This is a genomic window from Paraburkholderia sp. TE9906, assembly GCF_056279605.1.
Map to the genome: position 1 here is coordinate 115,675 of NZ_JBWCCT010000015.1, position 18,035 is coordinate 133,709.

The 18,035-nt window shown below is 64.5% G+C and carries 18 protein-coding genes and 1 pseudogene; 17 read left to right on the forward strand and 2 right to left on the reverse strand.

The features are described 5' to 3' along the window. Positions 1-125: 125 nt before the first annotated feature. On the forward strand, positions 126-1,874 hold the full coding sequence (locus tag ACZ9H4_RS30335; RefSeq protein ID WP_408152199.1) for an FAD-dependent oxidoreductase: 1,749 nt from the start codon (positions 126-128) through the stop codon (positions 1,872-1,874). 105 nt (positions 1,875-1,979) lie between these two features. On the opposite strand, the gene ACZ9H4_RS30340 is transcribed toward ACZ9H4_RS30335, so the two are convergent. Next, a complete protein-coding gene (locus ACZ9H4_RS30340; RefSeq protein ID WP_408152200.1) occupies positions 1,980-2,825 on the reverse strand; it encodes a shikimate dehydrogenase family protein in 846 nt (281 codons plus the stop codon). A 210-nt stretch (positions 2,826-3,035) separates the two neighbouring features. On the opposite strand from ACZ9H4_RS30340, the gene ACZ9H4_RS30345 reads away from it, so the two are divergent. The 8 genes from ACZ9H4_RS30345 to ACZ9H4_RS30380 all read left to right on the forward strand — a co-directional run bounded on the left by ACZ9H4_RS30345 (position 3,036) and on the right by ACZ9H4_RS30380 (position 10,386). Continuing rightward, complete coding sequence (locus ACZ9H4_RS30345; RefSeq protein ID WP_408152201.1) at positions 3,036-4,073, forward strand: Gfo/Idh/MocA family protein; 1,038 nt, start codon at positions 3,036-3,038, stop codon at positions 4,071-4,073. A 118-nt stretch (positions 4,074-4,191) separates the two neighbouring features. After that, positions 4,192-5,943: an FAD-dependent oxidoreductase gene (locus ACZ9H4_RS30350; RefSeq protein ID WP_408152202.1), complete on the forward strand. Its 1,752-nt coding sequence runs from the start codon at positions 4,192-4,194 to the stop codon at positions 5,941-5,943. Next, positions 5,940-6,551: an NIPSNAP family protein gene (locus tag ACZ9H4_RS30355; protein WP_408152203.1), complete on the forward strand. Its 612-nt coding sequence runs from the start codon at positions 5,940-5,942 to the stop codon at positions 6,549-6,551. Before ACZ9H4_RS30350 ends, ACZ9H4_RS30355 begins: the two co-directional genes overlap by 4 nt. 44 nt (positions 6,552-6,595) lie before the next feature. Further along, positions 6,596-7,429, forward strand: a complete 834-nt coding sequence (locus ACZ9H4_RS30360; protein ID WP_408152204.1) for a sugar phosphate isomerase/epimerase family protein — start codon at positions 6,596-6,598, stop codon at positions 7,427-7,429. A 101-nt stretch (positions 7,430-7,530) separates the two neighbouring features. Further along, positions 7,531-8,913, forward strand: a complete 1,383-nt coding sequence (locus ACZ9H4_RS30365; protein WP_408152205.1) for an MFS transporter — start codon at positions 7,531-7,533, stop codon at positions 8,911-8,913. A 95-nt stretch (positions 8,914-9,008) separates the two neighbouring features. After that, positions 9,009-9,863, forward strand: a complete 855-nt coding sequence (locus ACZ9H4_RS30370) for an IclR family transcriptional regulator (RefSeq protein ID WP_408141121.1) — start codon at positions 9,009-9,011, stop codon at positions 9,861-9,863. 123 nt (positions 9,864-9,986) lie between these two features. Next, positions 9,987-10,208 carry a hypothetical protein gene (locus ACZ9H4_RS30375; protein WP_408152206.1) on the forward strand — a complete coding sequence of 74 codons (222 nt, stop codon included), beginning with the start codon at positions 9,987-9,989 and terminating at the stop codon, positions 10,206-10,208. Further along, entirely contained in the window at positions 10,171-10,386 is a 216-nt protein-coding gene (locus ACZ9H4_RS30380; RefSeq protein ID WP_408152348.1) for a hypothetical protein, read from the forward strand. The genes ACZ9H4_RS30375 and ACZ9H4_RS30380 overlap by 38 nt, the downstream gene beginning before the upstream one ends. 7 nt (positions 10,387-10,393) lie before the next feature. Here the strand turns inward: ACZ9H4_RS30380 and ACZ9H4_RS30385 are convergent, their stop codons facing one another. Then, positions 10,394-11,404: a LysR substrate-binding domain-containing protein gene (locus ACZ9H4_RS30385; protein ID WP_408141122.1), complete on the reverse strand. Its 1,011-nt coding sequence runs from the start codon at positions 11,402-11,404 to the stop codon at positions 10,394-10,396. Positions 11,405-11,498: 94 nt separating this feature from the next. Here ACZ9H4_RS30385 and ACZ9H4_RS30390 point away from each other — a divergent pair, with 94 nt between their 5' ends. From ACZ9H4_RS30390 to ACZ9H4_RS30425, 8 genes and pseudogenes are all read left to right on the forward strand, one after another. Further along, the gene (locus tag ACZ9H4_RS30390; protein WP_408152207.1) at positions 11,499-12,362 is read left to right on the forward strand and encodes an alpha/beta fold hydrolase; all 864 of its coding nucleotides are present in this window, start codon (positions 11,499-11,501) and stop codon (positions 12,360-12,362) included. Beyond that, on the forward strand, positions 12,359-12,973 hold the full coding sequence (locus ACZ9H4_RS30395; protein ID WP_408152208.1) for a hypothetical protein: 615 nt from the start codon (positions 12,359-12,361) through the stop codon (positions 12,971-12,973). The genes ACZ9H4_RS30390 and ACZ9H4_RS30395 overlap by 4 nt, the downstream gene beginning before the upstream one ends. A 73-nt stretch (positions 12,974-13,046) precedes the next feature. After that, positions 13,047-14,354, forward strand: a complete 1,308-nt coding sequence (locus tag ACZ9H4_RS30400; RefSeq protein WP_408141125.1) for a cation:dicarboxylate symporter family transporter — start codon at positions 13,047-13,049, stop codon at positions 14,352-14,354. 48 nt (positions 14,355-14,402) lie between these two features. After that, positions 14,403-14,954 (forward strand): carboxymuconolactone decarboxylase family protein, encoded by a 552-nt coding sequence (locus tag ACZ9H4_RS30405; protein WP_408141126.1) that lies wholly within the window; start codon positions 14,403-14,405, stop codon positions 14,952-14,954. Positions 14,955-14,959: 5 nt separating this feature from the next. Continuing rightward, the gene (locus tag ACZ9H4_RS30410; RefSeq protein ID WP_408141127.1) at positions 14,960-15,760 is read left to right on the forward strand and encodes an SDR family NAD(P)-dependent oxidoreductase; all 801 of its coding nucleotides are present in this window, start codon (positions 14,960-14,962) and stop codon (positions 15,758-15,760) included. An 11-nt stretch (positions 15,761-15,771) separates the two neighbouring features. Continuing rightward, positions 15,772-16,650 (forward strand): amidohydrolase family protein, encoded by an 879-nt coding sequence (locus ACZ9H4_RS30415; RefSeq protein ID WP_408141128.1) that lies wholly within the window; start codon positions 15,772-15,774, stop codon positions 16,648-16,650. Positions 16,651-16,756: 106 nt separating this feature from the next. Next, a complete protein-coding gene (locus tag ACZ9H4_RS30420; protein WP_408152209.1) occupies positions 16,757-17,638 on the forward strand; it encodes an alpha/beta fold hydrolase in 882 nt (293 codons plus the stop codon). A 44-nt stretch (positions 17,639-17,682) separates the two neighbouring features. Beyond that, positions 17,683-18,023: pseudogene (locus ACZ9H4_RS30425) on the forward strand (IS5/IS1182 family transposase); the annotation flags it as partial. Positions 18,024-18,035: the final 12 nt, after the last annotated feature.

Below are 18,035 nucleotides of genomic sequence, written 5' to 3' on the forward strand. Positions count from 1 at the left end.
CTTCCCCCGGTACAGCGTCATACTTCGGCTCGAAGTGCATGGATTCGAGGGCCGCCATCGTTGATCAACCCGGCCAACGCAGCAAGTAGCGCCAGTAAAGAGCGTCTTTCGAAGCAACTGTGGAAATGAACACTTCAAATCAGATGGACTGCGACCTGCTCGTGATCGGCTCCGGTGCCTCGGGTCTGGCCGCCGCGGTAACGGCCGCATGGCATGGCCTCAAGGTGATCGTGGTCGAAAAAGATGCCGTATTCGGTGGCGCAACGGCGTGGTCGGGCGGCTGGATGTGGGTTCCGGGCAATCCGCTGGCCAAATGCGCGGGCATCCACGAAGATCCGCAGCAGCCGCGCACTTACCTCAGGAACGAACTCGGCCACCGTTACGACGCGCAGCGTGTCGACGCGTTTCTCGACAACTGTCCGCACATGGTCTCCTTCTTCGAAGCGCATACGTCGCTGCAATTCGCGGACGGCAATGGCATCCCCGATGTGCATGGCAACGTCGAAGGCGCGGCCACGCAAGGCCACCAGGTCATTGCCGCTCCCTACGACGGACGTCAGGTCGGTCCGCTGATCAAACGTCTGCGCAAAACCATGCGCGAGACCGCGTTCATGGGTATGCCGATCATGGCGGGCGCGGACCTGATGGCTTTCCTGAGCATGACGCGCTCGCTCAAATCATTTATCCACGTGACGAAGCGTTTTACGCGGCATCTACTGGATCTCGCGCTCTATGGCCGCGCGATGCAGCTGGTCAACGGCGTGGCGTTGGTCGCGCGTCTCGTCAAATCGGCGCAGGACCTGGGTGTCGTCCTGATGGAGTCGGCACCCGCACAACGCCTGGTGTTCGAAGGGAGCGCGGTGCGCGGAGCGGTTGTTGCGACGCTCAAAGGGGACGTGACGATTCGCGCGACGAGGGGCGTCGTGCTGGCCGCCGGCGGTTTCCCCAACGACGTGGCGCGGCGCAAGGCGCTCTTCGCGCGTACGCCGACGGGCCGCGAACACCTCGCGCTGCCCCCCGAAAGTTGCTCGGGCGACGGCGTCAGTCTCGGAGAATCGGCCGGCGGCTATCTCTTCACGGATGTGGCGTCGGCGGCCGCCTGGGCGCCGGTGTCGAAAGTCACCCATGCTGACGGCAGCGTTGGCCACTTCCCGCACATCATCGACCGCGCGAAGCCCGGTGTGATCGGCGTGCTCTCGAACGGCAAGCGCTTCGTGAACGAGGCGGATGGCTACTACGACTACACGTCGGCGATGGTCGCGGCGGCGCCTGACGGGCAAGAAGTCGCTTCGTGGCTCATCTGCGATCACCGGTTTTTGCGCCGCTATGGTCTGGGCTATGCGCGGCCTTTTCCTGTGCCGGTCGGTTCGTTGATTCGCAACGGCTATCTGCAGCGAGGTTCGACGATCGAAGCGCTGGCGAAGCGTTGCGGTATCGCCCCCGATACATTGACGGCGACAGTGACGCGCTACAACGAGCATGCTCGCCGCGGCGAGGACCCGGAGTTCGGACGCGGCTCGACGCCGTATAACCGCAAGGGCGGCGACCCTCTGCATGGGGGGCCGAATCCTTGCGTCGCACCGCTCGAGCAGGGACCGTTCTACGCGGTCAAAGTTTTGCCGGGCAGCTTCGGCACGTTCGCCGGCCTTAAAACCAACGGGTCCGCGCAAGTGTTGACTAAGGACAGCCATCCGATTGCCGGTCTGTACGCGGTGGGAACGGATATGGCGAGTGTGATGGGCGGATGCTATCCGTCCGGCGGCATCAACCTCGGCCCTGCGATGACGTTCGGCTACATCGCGGGCCGTCATGCGGCGCATGCGATGGACTACGAACCACATGACGAGGCGCTCGTCAGCGCGGCAACCGTCTAACACAGCGAAGGCGTCGATACGGGTGCCGGTTCCCACGCATTGACGGCGGGCTTTTTTCCAGCGTACGGCACACACGCAGATTCGCGTGTGCGCCGTGCATTGTGCTTATGGCTGCGCCGCTTCCAGCAGAAATTCCACCATACGGTCGCAGACACGGCCGAACATCTGCGTGCCGGTCACCGTCGGGCAGCCACGGGCACGCGCCGCTTCGATAAACGGCGTGAGCGGCGGCTTCGTAACGACGTCGCCAACGAAGGTCTGCGGCCGTAAGCGCGACACATCGATAGGCAACGGGTCATCCGCGCGCATGCCGAGCGGCGACGCGTTGACCACGATATCGAACGTGTGCGCTTCGACATCGGCTGCGGCGCTGCCCACCTTGCCACGTTGCAGTGCATTGAGCCGCCCGGTCAGCGACGTCGTGCGGTCCGCATCGTTATCGCGGACGTCGAGCGAACCGACGCCCGCGCTCACGAGTGCATGGCCGATCGCCGACCCCGCGCCGCCGGCGCCGATGAGCAGCGCGCGCTTACCCGTCGGTTCACACCCCGCGTCGTTCAGCGCCGCGACGAATCCCGTGCCGTCGAACATGCCGCCGTGCCAGTGGCCGTCGGGCATACGGCGCAGCGTATTGACCGCGCCGAGGAAGGCCGCTTCGTCGGAAAGCGTCGTGCAGTATCCGGCTGCGCTGAACTTGTGCGGCACGGTAATGATCACGCCGTCGACGTTGTGCATCGGCTTCACGCCCGTGAAGAAGGCGGGGAGATCGGCGGGCGCCACGTGAGCGGGCACCACCAGCGCGTCGCGGCCGGCCGCCCGCAATGCGGCGGTGACGCCGGCAGGCGAACGGACCTGCGCGATCGGATCGCCGACGATGAAATAGATACGCGTCGCGCCACTCAGGCCTTCATCGAGCGACGGAGAAAATGAAGATGCGTTCTGCTGACTCATGCTGTTTCCAACCTCCTTTGATGTCTCCGGGTTCCGTTGCGCAGCGGGTACGGTGCGCGTGCATCCAGACCGAATCGATTGTCCTTGCTGCGCATATTTAGATGAACTTTAATCTGATATGGAATAGTATTCAACAAATAGATGAGGTTTCAGACGCTGTGATCGCTGTTCCGGCCAACTACAGAAGCACTCAAATCCAAGGAGAGACAGATGAGCAGGAGACGTTTGGCATTGATCGGCGCGGGAGCCATTGGGCGCATGCACGTCGAGCGCGCGCGTTCGCATGCGCAGTGCGAAATCGTCGCGATCGCCGATCCTTCACCGCAGGCGGAAAGCTTCGCGCGCGAGCAGCGGCTGCGCTGGTTCGCCGACTACCGGTCGATGCTCGACGAGGTGCGGCCCGAAGGCGCGATCGTCGCGACACCCAATGCGACGCATGTCGATGTTGGGCGCGACTGTATCGCGCGCGGCGTGCCGGTGCTGATGGAAAAGCCGGTGGCAGATACCGTCGAACAGGCGCGCCAACTGAACGACGCCGCCGTCGAAGCGCGCGTGCCGCTGCTCGTCGGCCATCATCGCCGCCACAATCCGATTCTGCGACGCGCGCGCGACATCGTGCAGTCGGGACGACTGGGCAAACCGGTGACCGCCACGGCTCTCGCCACCTTCTACAAACCGGACGCCTATTTCGACGTCGAATGGCGCCGTCGCCAGGGCGGCGGGCCGGTCCTGATCAATCTGATTCACGACATCGACATGATGCGCTTCCTGCTCGGCGATATCGTCGACGTGCAGGCGCTGACGTCCAACGCGATACGGGGCTTCGAAGTCGAGGACACCGCAGCCGTCATCCTGCGCTTCGCGAATGGCGCGCTGGGCACGCTGGCCGTGTCCGATTGCGCGGCGTCGCCCTGGAACTGGGACCTCGCCGCGGGCGAGGCGGCGCACTATCCCCGTCAGCAGGTGAACACGCATTTCGTGTCGGGCACAGATGCGTCGCTGACCTTGCCGCAGCTCGACGTCTGGGAGTACCGCAGCGGCAAAGGCTGGCACGAACCGCTGACGCACGAGCGCACCACGCCGCACAGCGGCGACCCCTACGCCGAGCAGTTGCGCCATTTCGCGGCGCTGATCGCCGGTGACGAAACCCCGGTCTGTTCGGGTGACGACGCCGCGCGCACACTGGCCGCAACCTTCGCCGTGCATCGCGCGGTGGCGGCGGGAGGGCGCGTCGCGCCGACCCTTTGAGGGAGGCGCGGCATGGTTCTGCATCGGAGAGCTAAGGGTTAAGCATCGTTTGAATAAAATAACAATATGGAATAGTATTCAACAAATCGAACCACCCTGAGGATGAAGCGGATTGGCCATGAAGCGCGAACCGATGCTCGAATGTGATGTGCTGGTACTGGGCTCCGGCGCGGGCGGCCTCTCCGCGGCGGTCACCGCCGCCGTGCGGGGACTGCGGGTCATCGTGGCGGAAAAGGAGGCGGTCTTCGGCGGCACGACGGCGTGGTCCGGCGGCTGGATGTGGATACCCGGCAATCCGCTCGCCGTACGTGCGGGGATCACCGAGGACGTCGAAGCGCCGCGCGCCTATCTGCGCAACGAACTCGGCTCGCATTTCGATGCGGCGAAGACGGGCGCGTTGCTGAACCACGGCCCGCGAATGGTCGAATTCTTCGAGCGGCATACGTCGATGCGTTTCGTCGACGGCAACCGGATTCCGGACTTTCACACGTCGGGCGGCGCCGGCACCGGCGGCCGCTCGGTCTGCGCAATGCCGTTCGACGGCCGTGAACTGGGACCGCTCATCGACAAGCTGCGGCAACCGCTCGCCACGACGACGCTTGGCGGGATGGGAATCGCCTCCGGCGCTGACCTCAGCCATTTCTTCAACGCGACGCGGTCGCTGCGCTCCGCGATGTATGTCACGCGAAGGTTAGCCACGTTCGCGCTGCACAAGCTGCGCTATGGCCGTTCGATGCATCTGGTCAACGGTCACGCGTTGGTTGCGCGTTTGCTGAAATCGGCGGTGGATCATGACGTCGATCTGCGCTCGAATGCGAAAGCCGTTGGCCTGATCCGCGAGGCGGGCCGCGTGGTGGGAGCACACATCGAGATCGATGGAATCGTCAAGGAGGTGCGAGCCGCGCGGGGTGTGGTGCTGGCGTGCGGAGGCTATCCGCATGACGTAGCGCGCCGCGCGCGCACCTTCTCCTACACGCCGTCCGGGCGCGAGCATTGGTCGGCCGCGCCGTTGTCCAATAGCGGCGACGGCATTCGCATCGGCGAGGCGGTCGGCGGCCATTTCGATGCAGCGCTCCGCGCGCCCGCCGCATGGGCGCCGGTGTCGCTCGTACCGCAACCAGCGGGCGAGCCACCGGTGGCGTTCCCGCATCTGATCGAACGCGCGAAACCGGGCGTGATTGCGGTGACGCGCACGGGCAAGCGCTTCGGTAATGAAGCATCGTCCTATTACGACCTGATGAGCGCGCTCTTCGAGGCAACGCCGCACGGCGAAGAAGTCTGCGCATGGCTGGTTTGCGACCATCGATTCCAGCGCCGTTACGGTCTGGGCGCATCGAGGCCGTTTCCGTTTCCGACCGGCTCCTATCGGCGCTCGGGCTATCTGAAACGCGCGGACAGTCTCGCCGGGTTGGCCGCGCAGTGCGGCATCGATCCGCAAGGGCTCGCGAACACCGTGGCCAGTTACAACACGTATGCGAAACACGGCATGGATCCGCAGTTCCATCGAGGCTCGACACCGTACACCCGTATGCAGGGCGACGCGCTTCACAAGCCGAACCCATGCGTCGCGCCGCTCGAAAACGGCCCGTTCTACGCGGTCAAACTGCTTCCCGGCAGCCTCGGCACCTTCGCCGGTCTGGCGACCGATGCCGCTGCCCGCGTCCTCGATGACGAGCACCGGCCGATTGCCGGTCTCTTCGCGACGGGCAACGACAGCGCCAGCATGATGGGCGGCTGTTATCCCGCTGGCGGCATCACGCTCGGTCCGGCGATGACCTTCGGCTACATCGCCGGACTCGCTCTCGCCGGTTCGGCTCAGACGGAGTCCGCCGCGCCTCTCTCCAATCACATGCAAGGACATATCCCATGACCCTCTATGACGTAGTGACGCTTACCGTGAAAATCGGTTCGAATGCGCAGGTCTTCGAAAGCATCAAGGCAAGCGGTGATCAACCCGGCTCGAAACTGCTTGGATGCTGGTATTCCGATATCGGCGCGCTGGGGCAAGTGCTGGTGCTGCGCGGCTTCGAATCGGAAGCCGCGCTCGTCAGCGAGCGCAAGCGCATGCTGCTCGAAGGCAACCCGTTCGGCTGCGGCGAATTCGTCACCGACGTGAAGATCGACAGCTATTCGCTGTTCCCCTTCCTGCCGCCGATCGAGCCTGCCGTGCACGGCGGCATCTACGAAATGCGCATCTATGGGACGAAGCTCGCGAGCCTGCAGCACACCATCGACGCGTGGGAAAAAGCGCTGCCGGAACGCACGCAGCGCTCGCCGCTGATCGGCGCGATGTATTCGCTCGACGGCGCCGTGCCGCGCTTTCTGAACATATGGCCGTACGCGAGCGTCGACGAACGTTCGCGGATTCGCGCCGAAGCGGTGAAGGACGGCATCTGGCCGCCCAAGGGCGGCCCCGCGCATCTGACCACGATGGAATCGACCATCTGCGTGCCCGCACCGTTTTCGCCGCTGCGCTGAACGCGTATGGAGTACGAACGAACCACCGGATTCAAGGAAACGACATGACACAGCACAACACGCGCGCGCTTTCTCTCTCGGCATTGACCGCGCTCGAACTGACCCCGCCGCAGATGGTGGAGTGCGCCGCGCAGGCGGGCTACGACTACGTCGGCCTGCGCCTGTTGCCCGCAACCGATCACGAGGTGCGCCACGAGATCATCGGCGATACGCCGCTGAAACGCGAAACGCTCGCGCGCTTGCGCGACACCGGCATCAAGGTGCTCGACATCGAGATTCTGCGCCTGAGGCCGGACACGAATGTCGCCGATTACAAGCCGATGCTCGAAACCGGCGCGGAGCTCGGCGCACGCTATGTGCTGGTGGCCGGCAACGACCCGGACGAAGCGCGCACCGCGGATCGTCTCGCGCAACTCTGCGATCTCGCGAAGCCGCTGGGACTGTCGCCGTCGCTCGAGCCGATGCCGTGGACCGACGTGAAGGACATCACGCAGGGTGCGCGCATCGTCAAGGCCGCGGGCCGCAGTAATACCGGCCTCATCATCGACCCGATCCACTTCGACCGCGCCGGTTCGTCGACAGACGAACTCGCGGCGTTGCCGCGCGAGTACTTCGGCTACGTGCAGTTCTGCGACGCGCCCGCCGAGCGCCCGACCGATCTGGAGACGCTGCTCTTCCAGGCGCGCTGCGAGCGGATGATCCCGGGCGAAGGCGGCATCGATCTCGCCGGCATTCTGCGTGCGCTGCCCGACCATCTGCCGCTCAGCATCGAGGTGCCGACAGAGCAGTGGGCGAAGACCGCGCCGGCACTCGAACGTGCCCGCAAGCTGCGCGAGGCGACGCTTGCCGTGCTGGCGCAAACGTACGCGGCCGGCTGAAACGCGTGAGCGTCGCACAGTGCGCTGACGAGCCCGCGCGAGACGGAGCGCGGACTGGCATCCCTCATCGATAACAACCAATAACGATCCGGAGACAACCCATGAAGGCATCATTGAAGCCCGTCGCGTCAGACGCACAGGCGGCGCGCGTCATCGACGTGCAAAAGCTTCTCGACGAACAACCAGTCGGGCGCTTTCAGATTCTCGTGCTGTTGATGTGCATGTTCATCGTCACGCTCGATGGGCTCGACACCGTGATGGTCGGCTTCATCGCGCCGGCGCTGTCCACCGCCTGGGCGATTCCGCGCGATGCGCTCGGCCCGGTGATGAGCGGCGGCCTGCTCGGCCTCGCGTTCGGCGCGCTGGGCGCGGGACCGCTCGCGGACCGCTTCGGCCGCAAGACGGTGATGACCGGCGCGGTGCTGTTCTTCGGCGTGTGGAGTCTGGGTTCCGCGTTCGCGAGCAACGTCGGCGAACTGGCGGTGCTGCGTTTTCTGACCGGCCTGGGGCTGGGCGCGTCGATGCCCAACGCCGCCACGCTGATGGCCGAATACGCGCCGCAACGCTGCCGCGCGCTGATGGTGACGACCGTGTTCTGCGGCTTCACGCTCGGCGCGGCCGGCGGCGGTTTCATCAGCGCATGGTTGATCGCGGCGCATGGCTGGCACTCGGTGCTGATCCTCGGCGGCGTGCTGCCGATTCTCTACGTGCCGCTGATGATCAAATGGCTGCCCGAGTCCGCGCGTTTTCTCGCCTTGAAGGAAACGCGCCGCGCGCGCCTCGTGACGGTGATGAACCGCATCACAGCCGGCCTCGCCGATCACGCGACGCGCTTCGTCGCGCACGGCACGCCGCAGCGCGAACGCAGCCCGGTCCGTCTGATCCTCTCGCGCGACTATGTGTTCGGCACAGTGATGCTGTGGGTCTGCTACTTCGCGGGTCTGCTGACGGTGTACCTGCTTGGTAGCTGGCTGCCGATCCTGATTCGCGGCGCCGGCTTTACGCTCGAACAGGCGGCGATCGTCGGCGCGCTGTTTCAGGCGGGCGGCACCATCGGCTCGCTCGCGATCGGCTGGCTGATGGACCGCGTCAACCCGCACCGCGCGTTGGGCGCGACGGTGTTCGTCGGCGGACTCTTTGCGTGGTACATGGGTTTGCCGGGGCATGGCATCGTCGGCATCAGCGTGCTGGCGTTCGGCATGGGTTACTGCATGAACGGCTCCAACACCGGCTTTTGCGCACTCGCCGCCGGATCGTATCCGACCCGTATGCGCGCGACCGGCACGAGCTGGATGCTCGGCATCGGCCGCTTCGGCGGCATCGCGGGGGCCATGCTCGGCGCGAGCATGCTGCACGCGAACTGGGGCTTCGGCGAGGTGTTCACGGCGCTGGCGATTCCCGCGGCAGTCGGCGCCGCCGCGGTGCTTCTGAAAGGCGCGCGGCATCGCGGGCCGGTGCTGCGGGTCGAGGTTGCAGGCCACTAGGCCGGCGCTCAGGACCACACAGGAATGCGGGTTGCTTGAATTCCGATGTGGAATCGTGTTCTCATTCGGTATCTAAGTCGAACTGAGAGTTCAATATGGCGGGGAATCTTGAGCGGGCACTGGCGATCATCGAATTGCTGGCGAAGCAGGGCGGCAGCATGCAACTGGCCGCGATAGCCGACACGCTGAACATCCCGCGCAGCGGAACCCATCGCCTGCTCGCCGAACTGAGCGAAGAAGGCTATGTGCGGCAGGACGAGCACGGCGAGTACGTCCTTGCGCTCAAGCTTGTATCGCTGGCGTTGATCTGGCTGTCCACGGGCGGCGTGCTCGATATTTCGCAACCCGTGCTCGACAGGCTCGCCTCGGCCTCGGGCGAACTGGCGCGGCTCGGCGTGGTCGAGGACGATCACATCACGTTCGTCGGCAAGGCGCAGGGCGCCAAATCCGGCCTGCGCTACGACCCGGACATGGGCAGCCAGCCGCCGCTGCATTGCACCGCGAGCGGGCAGGCGTGGCTGTCGACGATGAGCGACGAAGAGGCGCTCGAACTGGTATCGCGCCAGGGTGGAATCGGCAAGGCGGGCCAGACCGGGCCGAGGGCGCCGAAGTCGATCCAGCAGTTTCTCCAGGACCTGGCTGGCGCGCGCAAACGCGGCTACGGCGTCGCGAGCGACACCTACGAGGTGGGGATGACGTCGATGGCCGCGGTTGTCCGCCATCCCGTCACCGGGCTGGCCGTCGGCGTGGTGAGTCTCGCCGGGCCGACGAGCCGCTTGCCTGAGGCGCGCTTGAAGGCGCTTGCGCCTGCGTTGCTCGAAGCCGTGTCGGACATGAGCGCGGCCACGCTCAGCTCGCCGTATTTCAAACGCAGCCTGAAAGTCGCGCCGGTGGTGACCAATGTGCAGCCGGTTCCGGCGCGGCGCAAGGGCCGGCCCAAAGCGGCCTGATTGCGGGTATGCCGGACCGCTCGTGCGGCTCGTCGCGGTATGGCGAATCAGCCTTCGCGCTTGTATCTGTCCGTGCAGACGCGCTGACCGGACCCTCTCCGGCGGCGTTCGCCGCTCATCATCTTGCTGCAGGACCACAAGGAAGCGGAAGGTCAAGGGCTTTCTACGCCATTTCTGGTGAACGGCCCCGAAGATCCTGCTGCGCGCCGTATCATCGTTACCAAGTCGAAGTACTTCCCCGAGATCAAGGATCTGTTCAAACGGCTGCAGCGCGAGGGGGCGTCATTTCTGGCGTGTAGCCGGCCAAATCGCGAACGCAAGCGTATTCAATGTCGGCTCGCATGACGAACCGCACACCCTGCTCAGGTCGCTGCCCTTAATTTCCATACATGACGCTCGACGTCACGCCAATGGCGCGGCATCTGTCTGCCATCAAGAAGAGATGGACATGAGGCAATATGCCTCTTCTCGTTGGGGCACCTGGCCAGCAGTGCAAAAAAGGCAAAGTCATCCGATGCGGTGATCCGCGTTTATTCGTCCGCGGTCGCGCGTGTCGCGTTGGGTTCGCTGTCGCCGAGCCACGTGACGTAGTCCTTCCATGCGCCGTTGACCGCGAGTTCGTGCACGTTGTCTCGTACGACGTCCGCCATCGTGCGCACGAGCCGCGACGCGCGCTGTTCACGCAGTGTCGCAAGCGAGACGATCGAGCGGATCGACGGCCGCTCGATCGGCAGCGCTCGCAGATCGCCACGCTGCACTTCGTCCTGAATGGCCGTGTACGTCAGCAGCGAGTAGCCGAGGCCACGATTCACGAGCGCCTTGGTCAGCGCGACACTATCCACCTCCAGCACGACGCGCAGATGCACGCCGTGCTGAACGGCCGCCTGTTCGAGGACGCGCCGGTTCGCATGTGGAAAACCCGGCACGATCAGCGGCAATTCGGCGAGATCGCGAATGCGCAGCGGCTCGCCGCCGCGTCGTTTGATCACGGTATCATCGGGCGGACCGACGATCACCATCGCTTCGTTGCACAGCGGCAGCACATCGAATGCTTCCAGCGCGGGCTGGTTGTAGACGATCGCGAGATCGACGCGCCGGTCGAGCAGCCATTCCTGCAACGAACTGCTGAGCCCTTCGCGGATATGCAGCCCTACCGCGGGCCAGCGCTCGCGAAACGCTTCGACGATCGGCGCCGATACGTGCACCCCCACCGCGGGCGGCAATCCGAGCGCGATATGCCCACTCAGACGATCGCTCGACGCGCGCACATGCTCACCCGTCTGCGCGACGAAGTTGATGATCATCTCCGCGCGTTCGAGCAACTGCGCACCGCCGCTCGTCAAACGCACACCGCGCCCGTGGCGCACGAACAGCGCGGTGCCGAGTTCTTCTTCGAGCTTGGCGATCTGCCGGCTCAACGCCGGCTGCGCGACGTACAACTCCGCCGCCGCGCGGCTGAAGCTACCCACTCGCGCGATGTGCACGAATGAACGCAGTTCCCTGATTTCGATGATCGTCTCCTGTTGTGCCGCACGTGCCACAGCTATGCTTTTTGAGCATAGCTTTCCATCGAAAAAAGGTTTTTGTCAATAGGTCGTGCCCCGGGCACAGTACTGGAAACGGAGACAGCCATTCATGAACGCGCTTTCAGAAGCTCTTGCCCCGCTGGCGTCGAAGGATAGCGAACTGGCATGGATCGACGCCTCGGGTATCAGCCTGGGCTATGTGCTCGCGGGAGCAGAGGGATCGGAGGCTGCCGGCACGGTCGTGCTGATTCATGAACTGGGCGGAAGCATCGCGAGTTGGGATGCCATCGTGTCCAGGTTGAGCGCGTCGCGCCGCGTACTTCGCTACGATCAGCGCGGACATGGCGATTCGGAAAAGGTCCGCGTGCCGTTCTCGCTTGCCGACCATGTCGATGATCTGCGCACGCTGCTCGACGAGCTTTCGCTGAACGAACCGTGCTGGCTCGTCGCGGCGGCTGCCGGCGCGCCGATCGCAGTGGACTTCGCGGCGCGCTATCCAGCACGCGTCGCTGGCATCGTGATGTGCGCGCCGGCCCTCGACGTCGATCCGTCACGACGGGGCATGTTGCGTGAACGCGCGCAACGGGCGAGGGCGGACGGCATGCGCGCGATCGTCGACAGTACGCTCGATCAGTCGTGGCCACCGGTGTTGCGCGACGATCCGTTTGCGCTCGAAGCCCATCTTGCTTACCGCGCGCGCCTGCTTGCCAACGATCCTGTCTGCTATGCGCTCGCAAACGACGCGCTCAGCGACATCGATCTGCGCGCGCAGTTGCCGGCCTTGCGCTGTCCGTGCCTGCTGCTCGCCGGCGAGCACGATCTGCAGCGCCCGCCCGCGCGGGTCGCCACTCAAGCCGCGCTGATTCGGGGCAGCGTGCTCGATACGGTGCCAGCCGGTCATCTGATGGCAGTGCAAACGCCTGCGCAGGTGTTCGACAAGATTGAAGCATTTATTGATAGAGACTACCGATGACCCACACCGCTCGGCCCGCTTTGCTGATGGTGTCGATGGAGCCGCCCGCCTCGCTCGAAGAGGAGTTCAACGACTGGTACGACACCGAGCATTTTCCGCAGCGCCTCGCGTTGCCGGGATTCGTGTCGGCGTCGCGCTGGGTCTGCGTGGACGGCTGGCCGCGCTGGATGGCGCTCTACGACCTCACCTCGCTGGATGCACTCGATAGCGACGCGTACCGCAAGGTGTCGGGCGCGCAATCGACGCCGTGGAGCAGGCGACTGCTGCCGCGCACGGTGGGCCGCTCGCGTGTGGCGGCTGGCGCGCTCGACGGGCGCGCAGAAGCACAACGCGATCCGCAAGCGGTCAGCCGGCTGCTTGCGATGAGCGTACGGCTGATCGCCGGCGTGGCCTCGGCGGAATCGATCGTCGCCGCGGTGCGTGAAGCGCTTGCCGCGCGCGAGGATCTGCTGCAGCTACGCGGCTTCGTCGAGGATGGCGAAACCGTGTGGATTCTAGCCGCGTTCGATTCACCGGCCACCTCGACACTCGCCGCCCAGATCGGTCGCCCGTGCGGATTCGGCATCAGCACTTTCAATGTTTATGTGCCATACCGGCGCAGCAGCTACTGATGGCATCACACGCGACGGCTGCATCTGAGCCGTGGCCACGAACGCTAACGAAGAACAGATAACGGAGACAGGGATGGCACAACTCAGGAAGCTGCACGTCCAGGTGCTGCTTGCGCTCATGCTCGCGGTGCTGGTCGGCATCGTCGCACCGGCCACCGCGATCGCCATGAAACCGCTCGGCGACGCCTTTATCGGCCTGCTGCGCATGCTGCTCGCGCCGATTGTGTTCTGCACCGTCGTGCACGGCATGTCGCACGTGCAGGACATGCGCAAGCTGGGGCGGCTCGGCGCAAAGACGCTGATCTATTTCGAGGTGGTCAGCACGCTCGCGATGTTCGTGGGTCTCGTGCTCGTCAACGTGTTCAAGCCCGGTGTCGGCATGCATGCGGCGCACCTCGAAAGCAGCGGGAAGGTCGCGCAGTTCGCGGAATCGGCCGCGCACATGTCTGTCACCGATTTTCTGCTGGGCATCGTGCCGACCACGCTTGTCGGTGCGTTCGCGACCGGCAACATTTTGCAGGTGCTATTAATCGCGATCCTGGCGGGTATCGCGCTGAACCTGTCGGTCGGCCGCGATTCCATTCTGCTGCGCGGCGTCGGCGAGGCGCAGCGCGTGCTGTTCACGATTCTCGGCTTCATCATGCGGCTCGCTCCCATCGGCGCATTCGGCGCGATGGCCGCCGCGGTGGGCAGCTACGGCGGCGCCACGATGCTCTATCTGATGAAGCTCGTGCTGCTCTACTGGGCCGGTTCGATCGGCTTCGTGCTGATTGTGTTCGGCGGCATCACCGCGTCGTGCGGCGTGTCGATCTTCGCGGTGCTGCGCCTGATTCGCGAGGAACTGCTGCTCGTGTTCGGTACCGCCTCGGGCGAGGTGGCGTTTCCCCGTCTCGTGCAAAAGTTGCAGCAGGCCGGTTGCGATGAAATGGTGGTCGGCTTCGTGCTGCCGGCCGGCTACAGCTTCAATCTCGACGGCACCGGCATCTATATGGCGATGTCAGTTGGCTTCATCGCGCAGGCCACCGATACGCCGTTCTCGATCGCCCAGCAGATCGCGTTGCTCGGCGTGCTGACGCTGACTTCGAAAGGCGGCACGACAGTTGCGGGCGGCGCATTCATCAAGCTCGCCGCCACGATGGAATCGCTGCGCGTGTTGCCCCTGGGCGGGCTCGGGTTGCTGTTCGGCATCGACCGCCTGATGGCGACGGCCACCGCGTTGACCAACATGATCGGCAATACGGTCGCCGTGATCGCCCTGGCGAAATGGGAACACGCGTTCGACGCTGACACCTTTCGCGCGTGCCAGGGGCCGCGTCGCGCGCAAGACAGTCACGAGACGCGCGCGGCGGCGCTCGCGTCGACCCGGTCATCCACGAAATAGCGGCTTCACCGCTCACTTCAGGCATCTCATGCTCAACAAGGAACTTCGATGAAACGTATCGCCGATCTCGATCCCGATCAGATGACTCCGGCGCAACGTGGCGCACACGACGCGATCGCCAGCGGTCCACGCAAGGGCGTACGCGGGCCGCTCGCCGTCTGGCTGCATCGCCCGGAACTGGCCCAGCATGCGCAGGCACTGGGCCGCTATTGCCGCTATGAAACGACGTTGCCGCCCCGCCTGTCGGAACTCGCGATTCTGACGCTGGCCCGCGTCTGGGGCTCGGAATACGAATGGTACGCGCACAAGCCGATCGCGCTCGAAGCGGGCGTGAGCCGCGATGTGGTCGAAGCGATTCGCACACACGCTCAGCCCGTTTTCTCGCAGCCAGATGAAGCCGTGATCCATGCGTTCCTGACCGAGTTGCATCGCGACCGCAAGGTATCAGATGCGCGCTACGCGGAAGCCGTCGAGCGGCTCGGCGAAGCGGGCGTGATCGATCTCGTCGGACTTGCCGGCTACTACACATTGATCTCGATGACGATCAACGTCTTTCAGGTGGCACAGCCCGCGGGCGTGCCAAACGAGCTCGGAGAATGAAGCAGATGAGCAAACGACTCGACAGCAAGGTAGCCATCGTGACGGGGGCGGGCTGCGTCGGGCCCGGCTGGGGCAACGGGCGCGCCGTGGCGGTGCGCTTTGCCGAGGAAGGCGCGAAGATCTATGCGGTCGATCGCAATCTCGACGCGATGCAGGACACGCTTCAGCGCGTGCGCGCGGTCGGCGCAGAAGTCACTGGCGTGGCATGCGACGTGACCGATAGCGCAGCGGTGGCGCGCATGGTGGAAGGCTGCGTGAAGACCTACGGGCGCGTGGACATTCTCGTCAACAACGTCGGCGGCTCGGAGGCGGGCGGTCCCGTCGCGCTCGATGAAGACAAATGGGACGCGCAGATCGCGCTGAATCTGAAAAGCGTGTACCTGACCTGCAAGCATGTCTTGCCCGTGATGGAAGCCCAGGGCGCGGGCGCGATCGTCAACACGGCATCGACCTCCGGCATTCGCTGGACCGGTGCCGCGCAGGTCGCGTATGCGGCGTCGAAGGCCGGCGTGATCCAGTTGTCGCGCGTCGTCGCGGTGGAGTATGCAGGCAAGGGGATTCGCGTGAACACGGTGGTGCCGGGTCAATTGCATACGCCGATGGTCGAGGCGCGGCTCGCAAACCAGCGTGCCGGCGGCGACGTCGACGCGCTGCTCACGCAGCGTCTTGCGCGGATTCCGCTCGGCTTCATGGGCGATGGCCGCGATACCGCGAACGCGGCGTTGTACCTCGCATCGGACGAAGCGCGCTTCGTGACCGGCACTGAGGTGGTGGTCGACGGCGGCATGACCGTACGCTGCGGTTAAGGAGCGCACCCATGAACCAGGTTTTGAAGACTTCCGACGCGCCGCTCGCGCATCCGCGCACACCGATGCTGCAATTGCCGCCCGGCAGTTGCGACTCGCACTGCCACATCTACGGACCGTTCGACCGCTATCCGCTGCCCGACGAACGCAGCTTCAACCCCGCGCTCGCGCCGGAGACCGCGTTGCGCAAGTGGCACGAGCGCTTTGGCTTCAGCCGCGCAGTAATCGTGCAGAGCCAGGGACACGGTTTCGATCACCGGCCGCTGCTCGACGCGCTGCATCATGGCGCGGGCCGTTATCGCGGCGTCGCGCTGGTGCGGCCGACGGACCCCGACTCGCAGATCGCCGAATTGGCCGCTGCCGGCGTGTGCGGCGCGCGCTTTCACTTTCTCGCGCATCTGGGCGGGCGCACCGATCTCGACGTGGTCCGCAACGTCGCCGCGAAAATCCGGCCATTCCGCTGGCACGTGGCGATCCACGTGGCCGGAAACGACATTGTCGAGTACGCGCCGTTCATCCTCTCACTCGACATGCCGGTCGTGATTGACCATATGGCTCGACTCGACATCGCCGATGGTCCAGACGGCGCGGCCGTTGCAGCACTGCGCCGCCTGATGGACAGCGGGCGCGTGTGGGTGAAGCTCAGTGCGGCAGACCGTCTGTCGAAGACCGGCACGCCGTTTCACGACGTGCTGCCGGTCGCGCGCAATCTCGCCGCGCATGCACCGCAGCGTGTGCTGTGGGGCAGCGACTGGCCGCACGTCAATCTGCACGGCCCGATGCCCGACGACGGCGACCTTACCGACCTGATTGCGCAGATGGCGCCGGGCGAGCAACAACGTCGCTTGCTACTGGTCGACAACCCCGCCGAGTTTTTCGGTTTCGAGTAGATCCATGTCCTGGACATTGGACACGACTCTCGTTCGTAGCTGCATGCGCTCAGTAGCGGCAGATGTTGGCGCAGATTCGCGGATTTATAAATTTCAGGAAACGTTCATGAAATTCGCAAAATATGGTCTCACTGGAGTTCTCGTCGCGATGTCAATGAGCAGTTTCGCGGCGCTGGACCCTGCTCAAGTGACCGACGAAGTTATCAAACGCGGCAACGTCCAGATAGAAGTACTGAGCCAGGGAAAGGGACCAACCGTCGTCATTCTCCCGTCGCTGGCGCGTTCGGCGCGCGACTATGACCAGGTCGCTGAGTACCTGATGGCCGATGGGTTACGCGTGTTACGCCCTGAACCGCGCGGGATCGGCAAGAGCAGGGGCCCGATGGAAAACCTGAGCATTCACGACTTTGCAGCTGACGTGGCAATGGTCATCGATCAAAAGCACGCCGGCCCTGTTGTCGTCGTCGGACATGCCTGGGGGAATTTCGCCGCGCGTCAGCTAGCGGTGGACCGTCCTGACCTTGTAAAGGGCGTCGTTCTAGCTGCCGCGTCAGCGGGCAAGGTTCCTCCGGGGTTTAACGGGAAACCCATCAGCCCGGAGATGCGCAAAGCGATTGACGGAGCCGCAGACCTCGGGCTTCCGGAAGCTCAACGGCTTCGGTACCTTGAAGAGGCCTTCTTCGCGCCGGGAAACAACCCTGGCGTGTGGTTGGGGGGCTGGCATCCAGAAGCGCATGAAGCAGAAGGACATGCTCGTAATATCACCCCGGTCGACGACTACTTCGCCGCCGGCACCGCGCCGATTCTCGACTTGCAGGGCGAGAACGATGCAGTGGCGCCTCGTCAGTTCTCGCACGTGCTCAAGAACATGCTTGGTGACCGGGTGACAGTGATTGTGGTGCCGAACGCCGGGCACGCAATGGCGCCGGAACAGCCCAAGGCAATGGCTGACGCCATTTCGGAGTTCGCGAAGCGGATCAACGAATAACGGCTGGCTCGATGCGTTGCTACTGCAGCGAATCTGTCATGCGGCCGAACCCGACAACATGGGGCGCGAAACACCATGGCCGATTCGACAAGGCAGACTTCATCTACAGTGCGCCGGACGACGAGTACCAATGTCCAACTGGAGAACGGGCAGTTTACCGTTACGCGAGTGAGCAACATGGGAGGCCGCTACATCGATACTGGAGTAGCGCCTGTTCGCAATGCAAAATAAAATCACGATGCACGCCCTCGCACTTCCTGACGCGCAGGTGCCCAACGTAGGTACCGAGATGCGTTTGAACGTACTCGCCTACAATCTCACGCGAGTGCTGAGAATCCTGGGCTTCAAGAAGACGATGGAAGCAATGCGGCTGGTGGGCGCATGAGCTGGCGTAGGT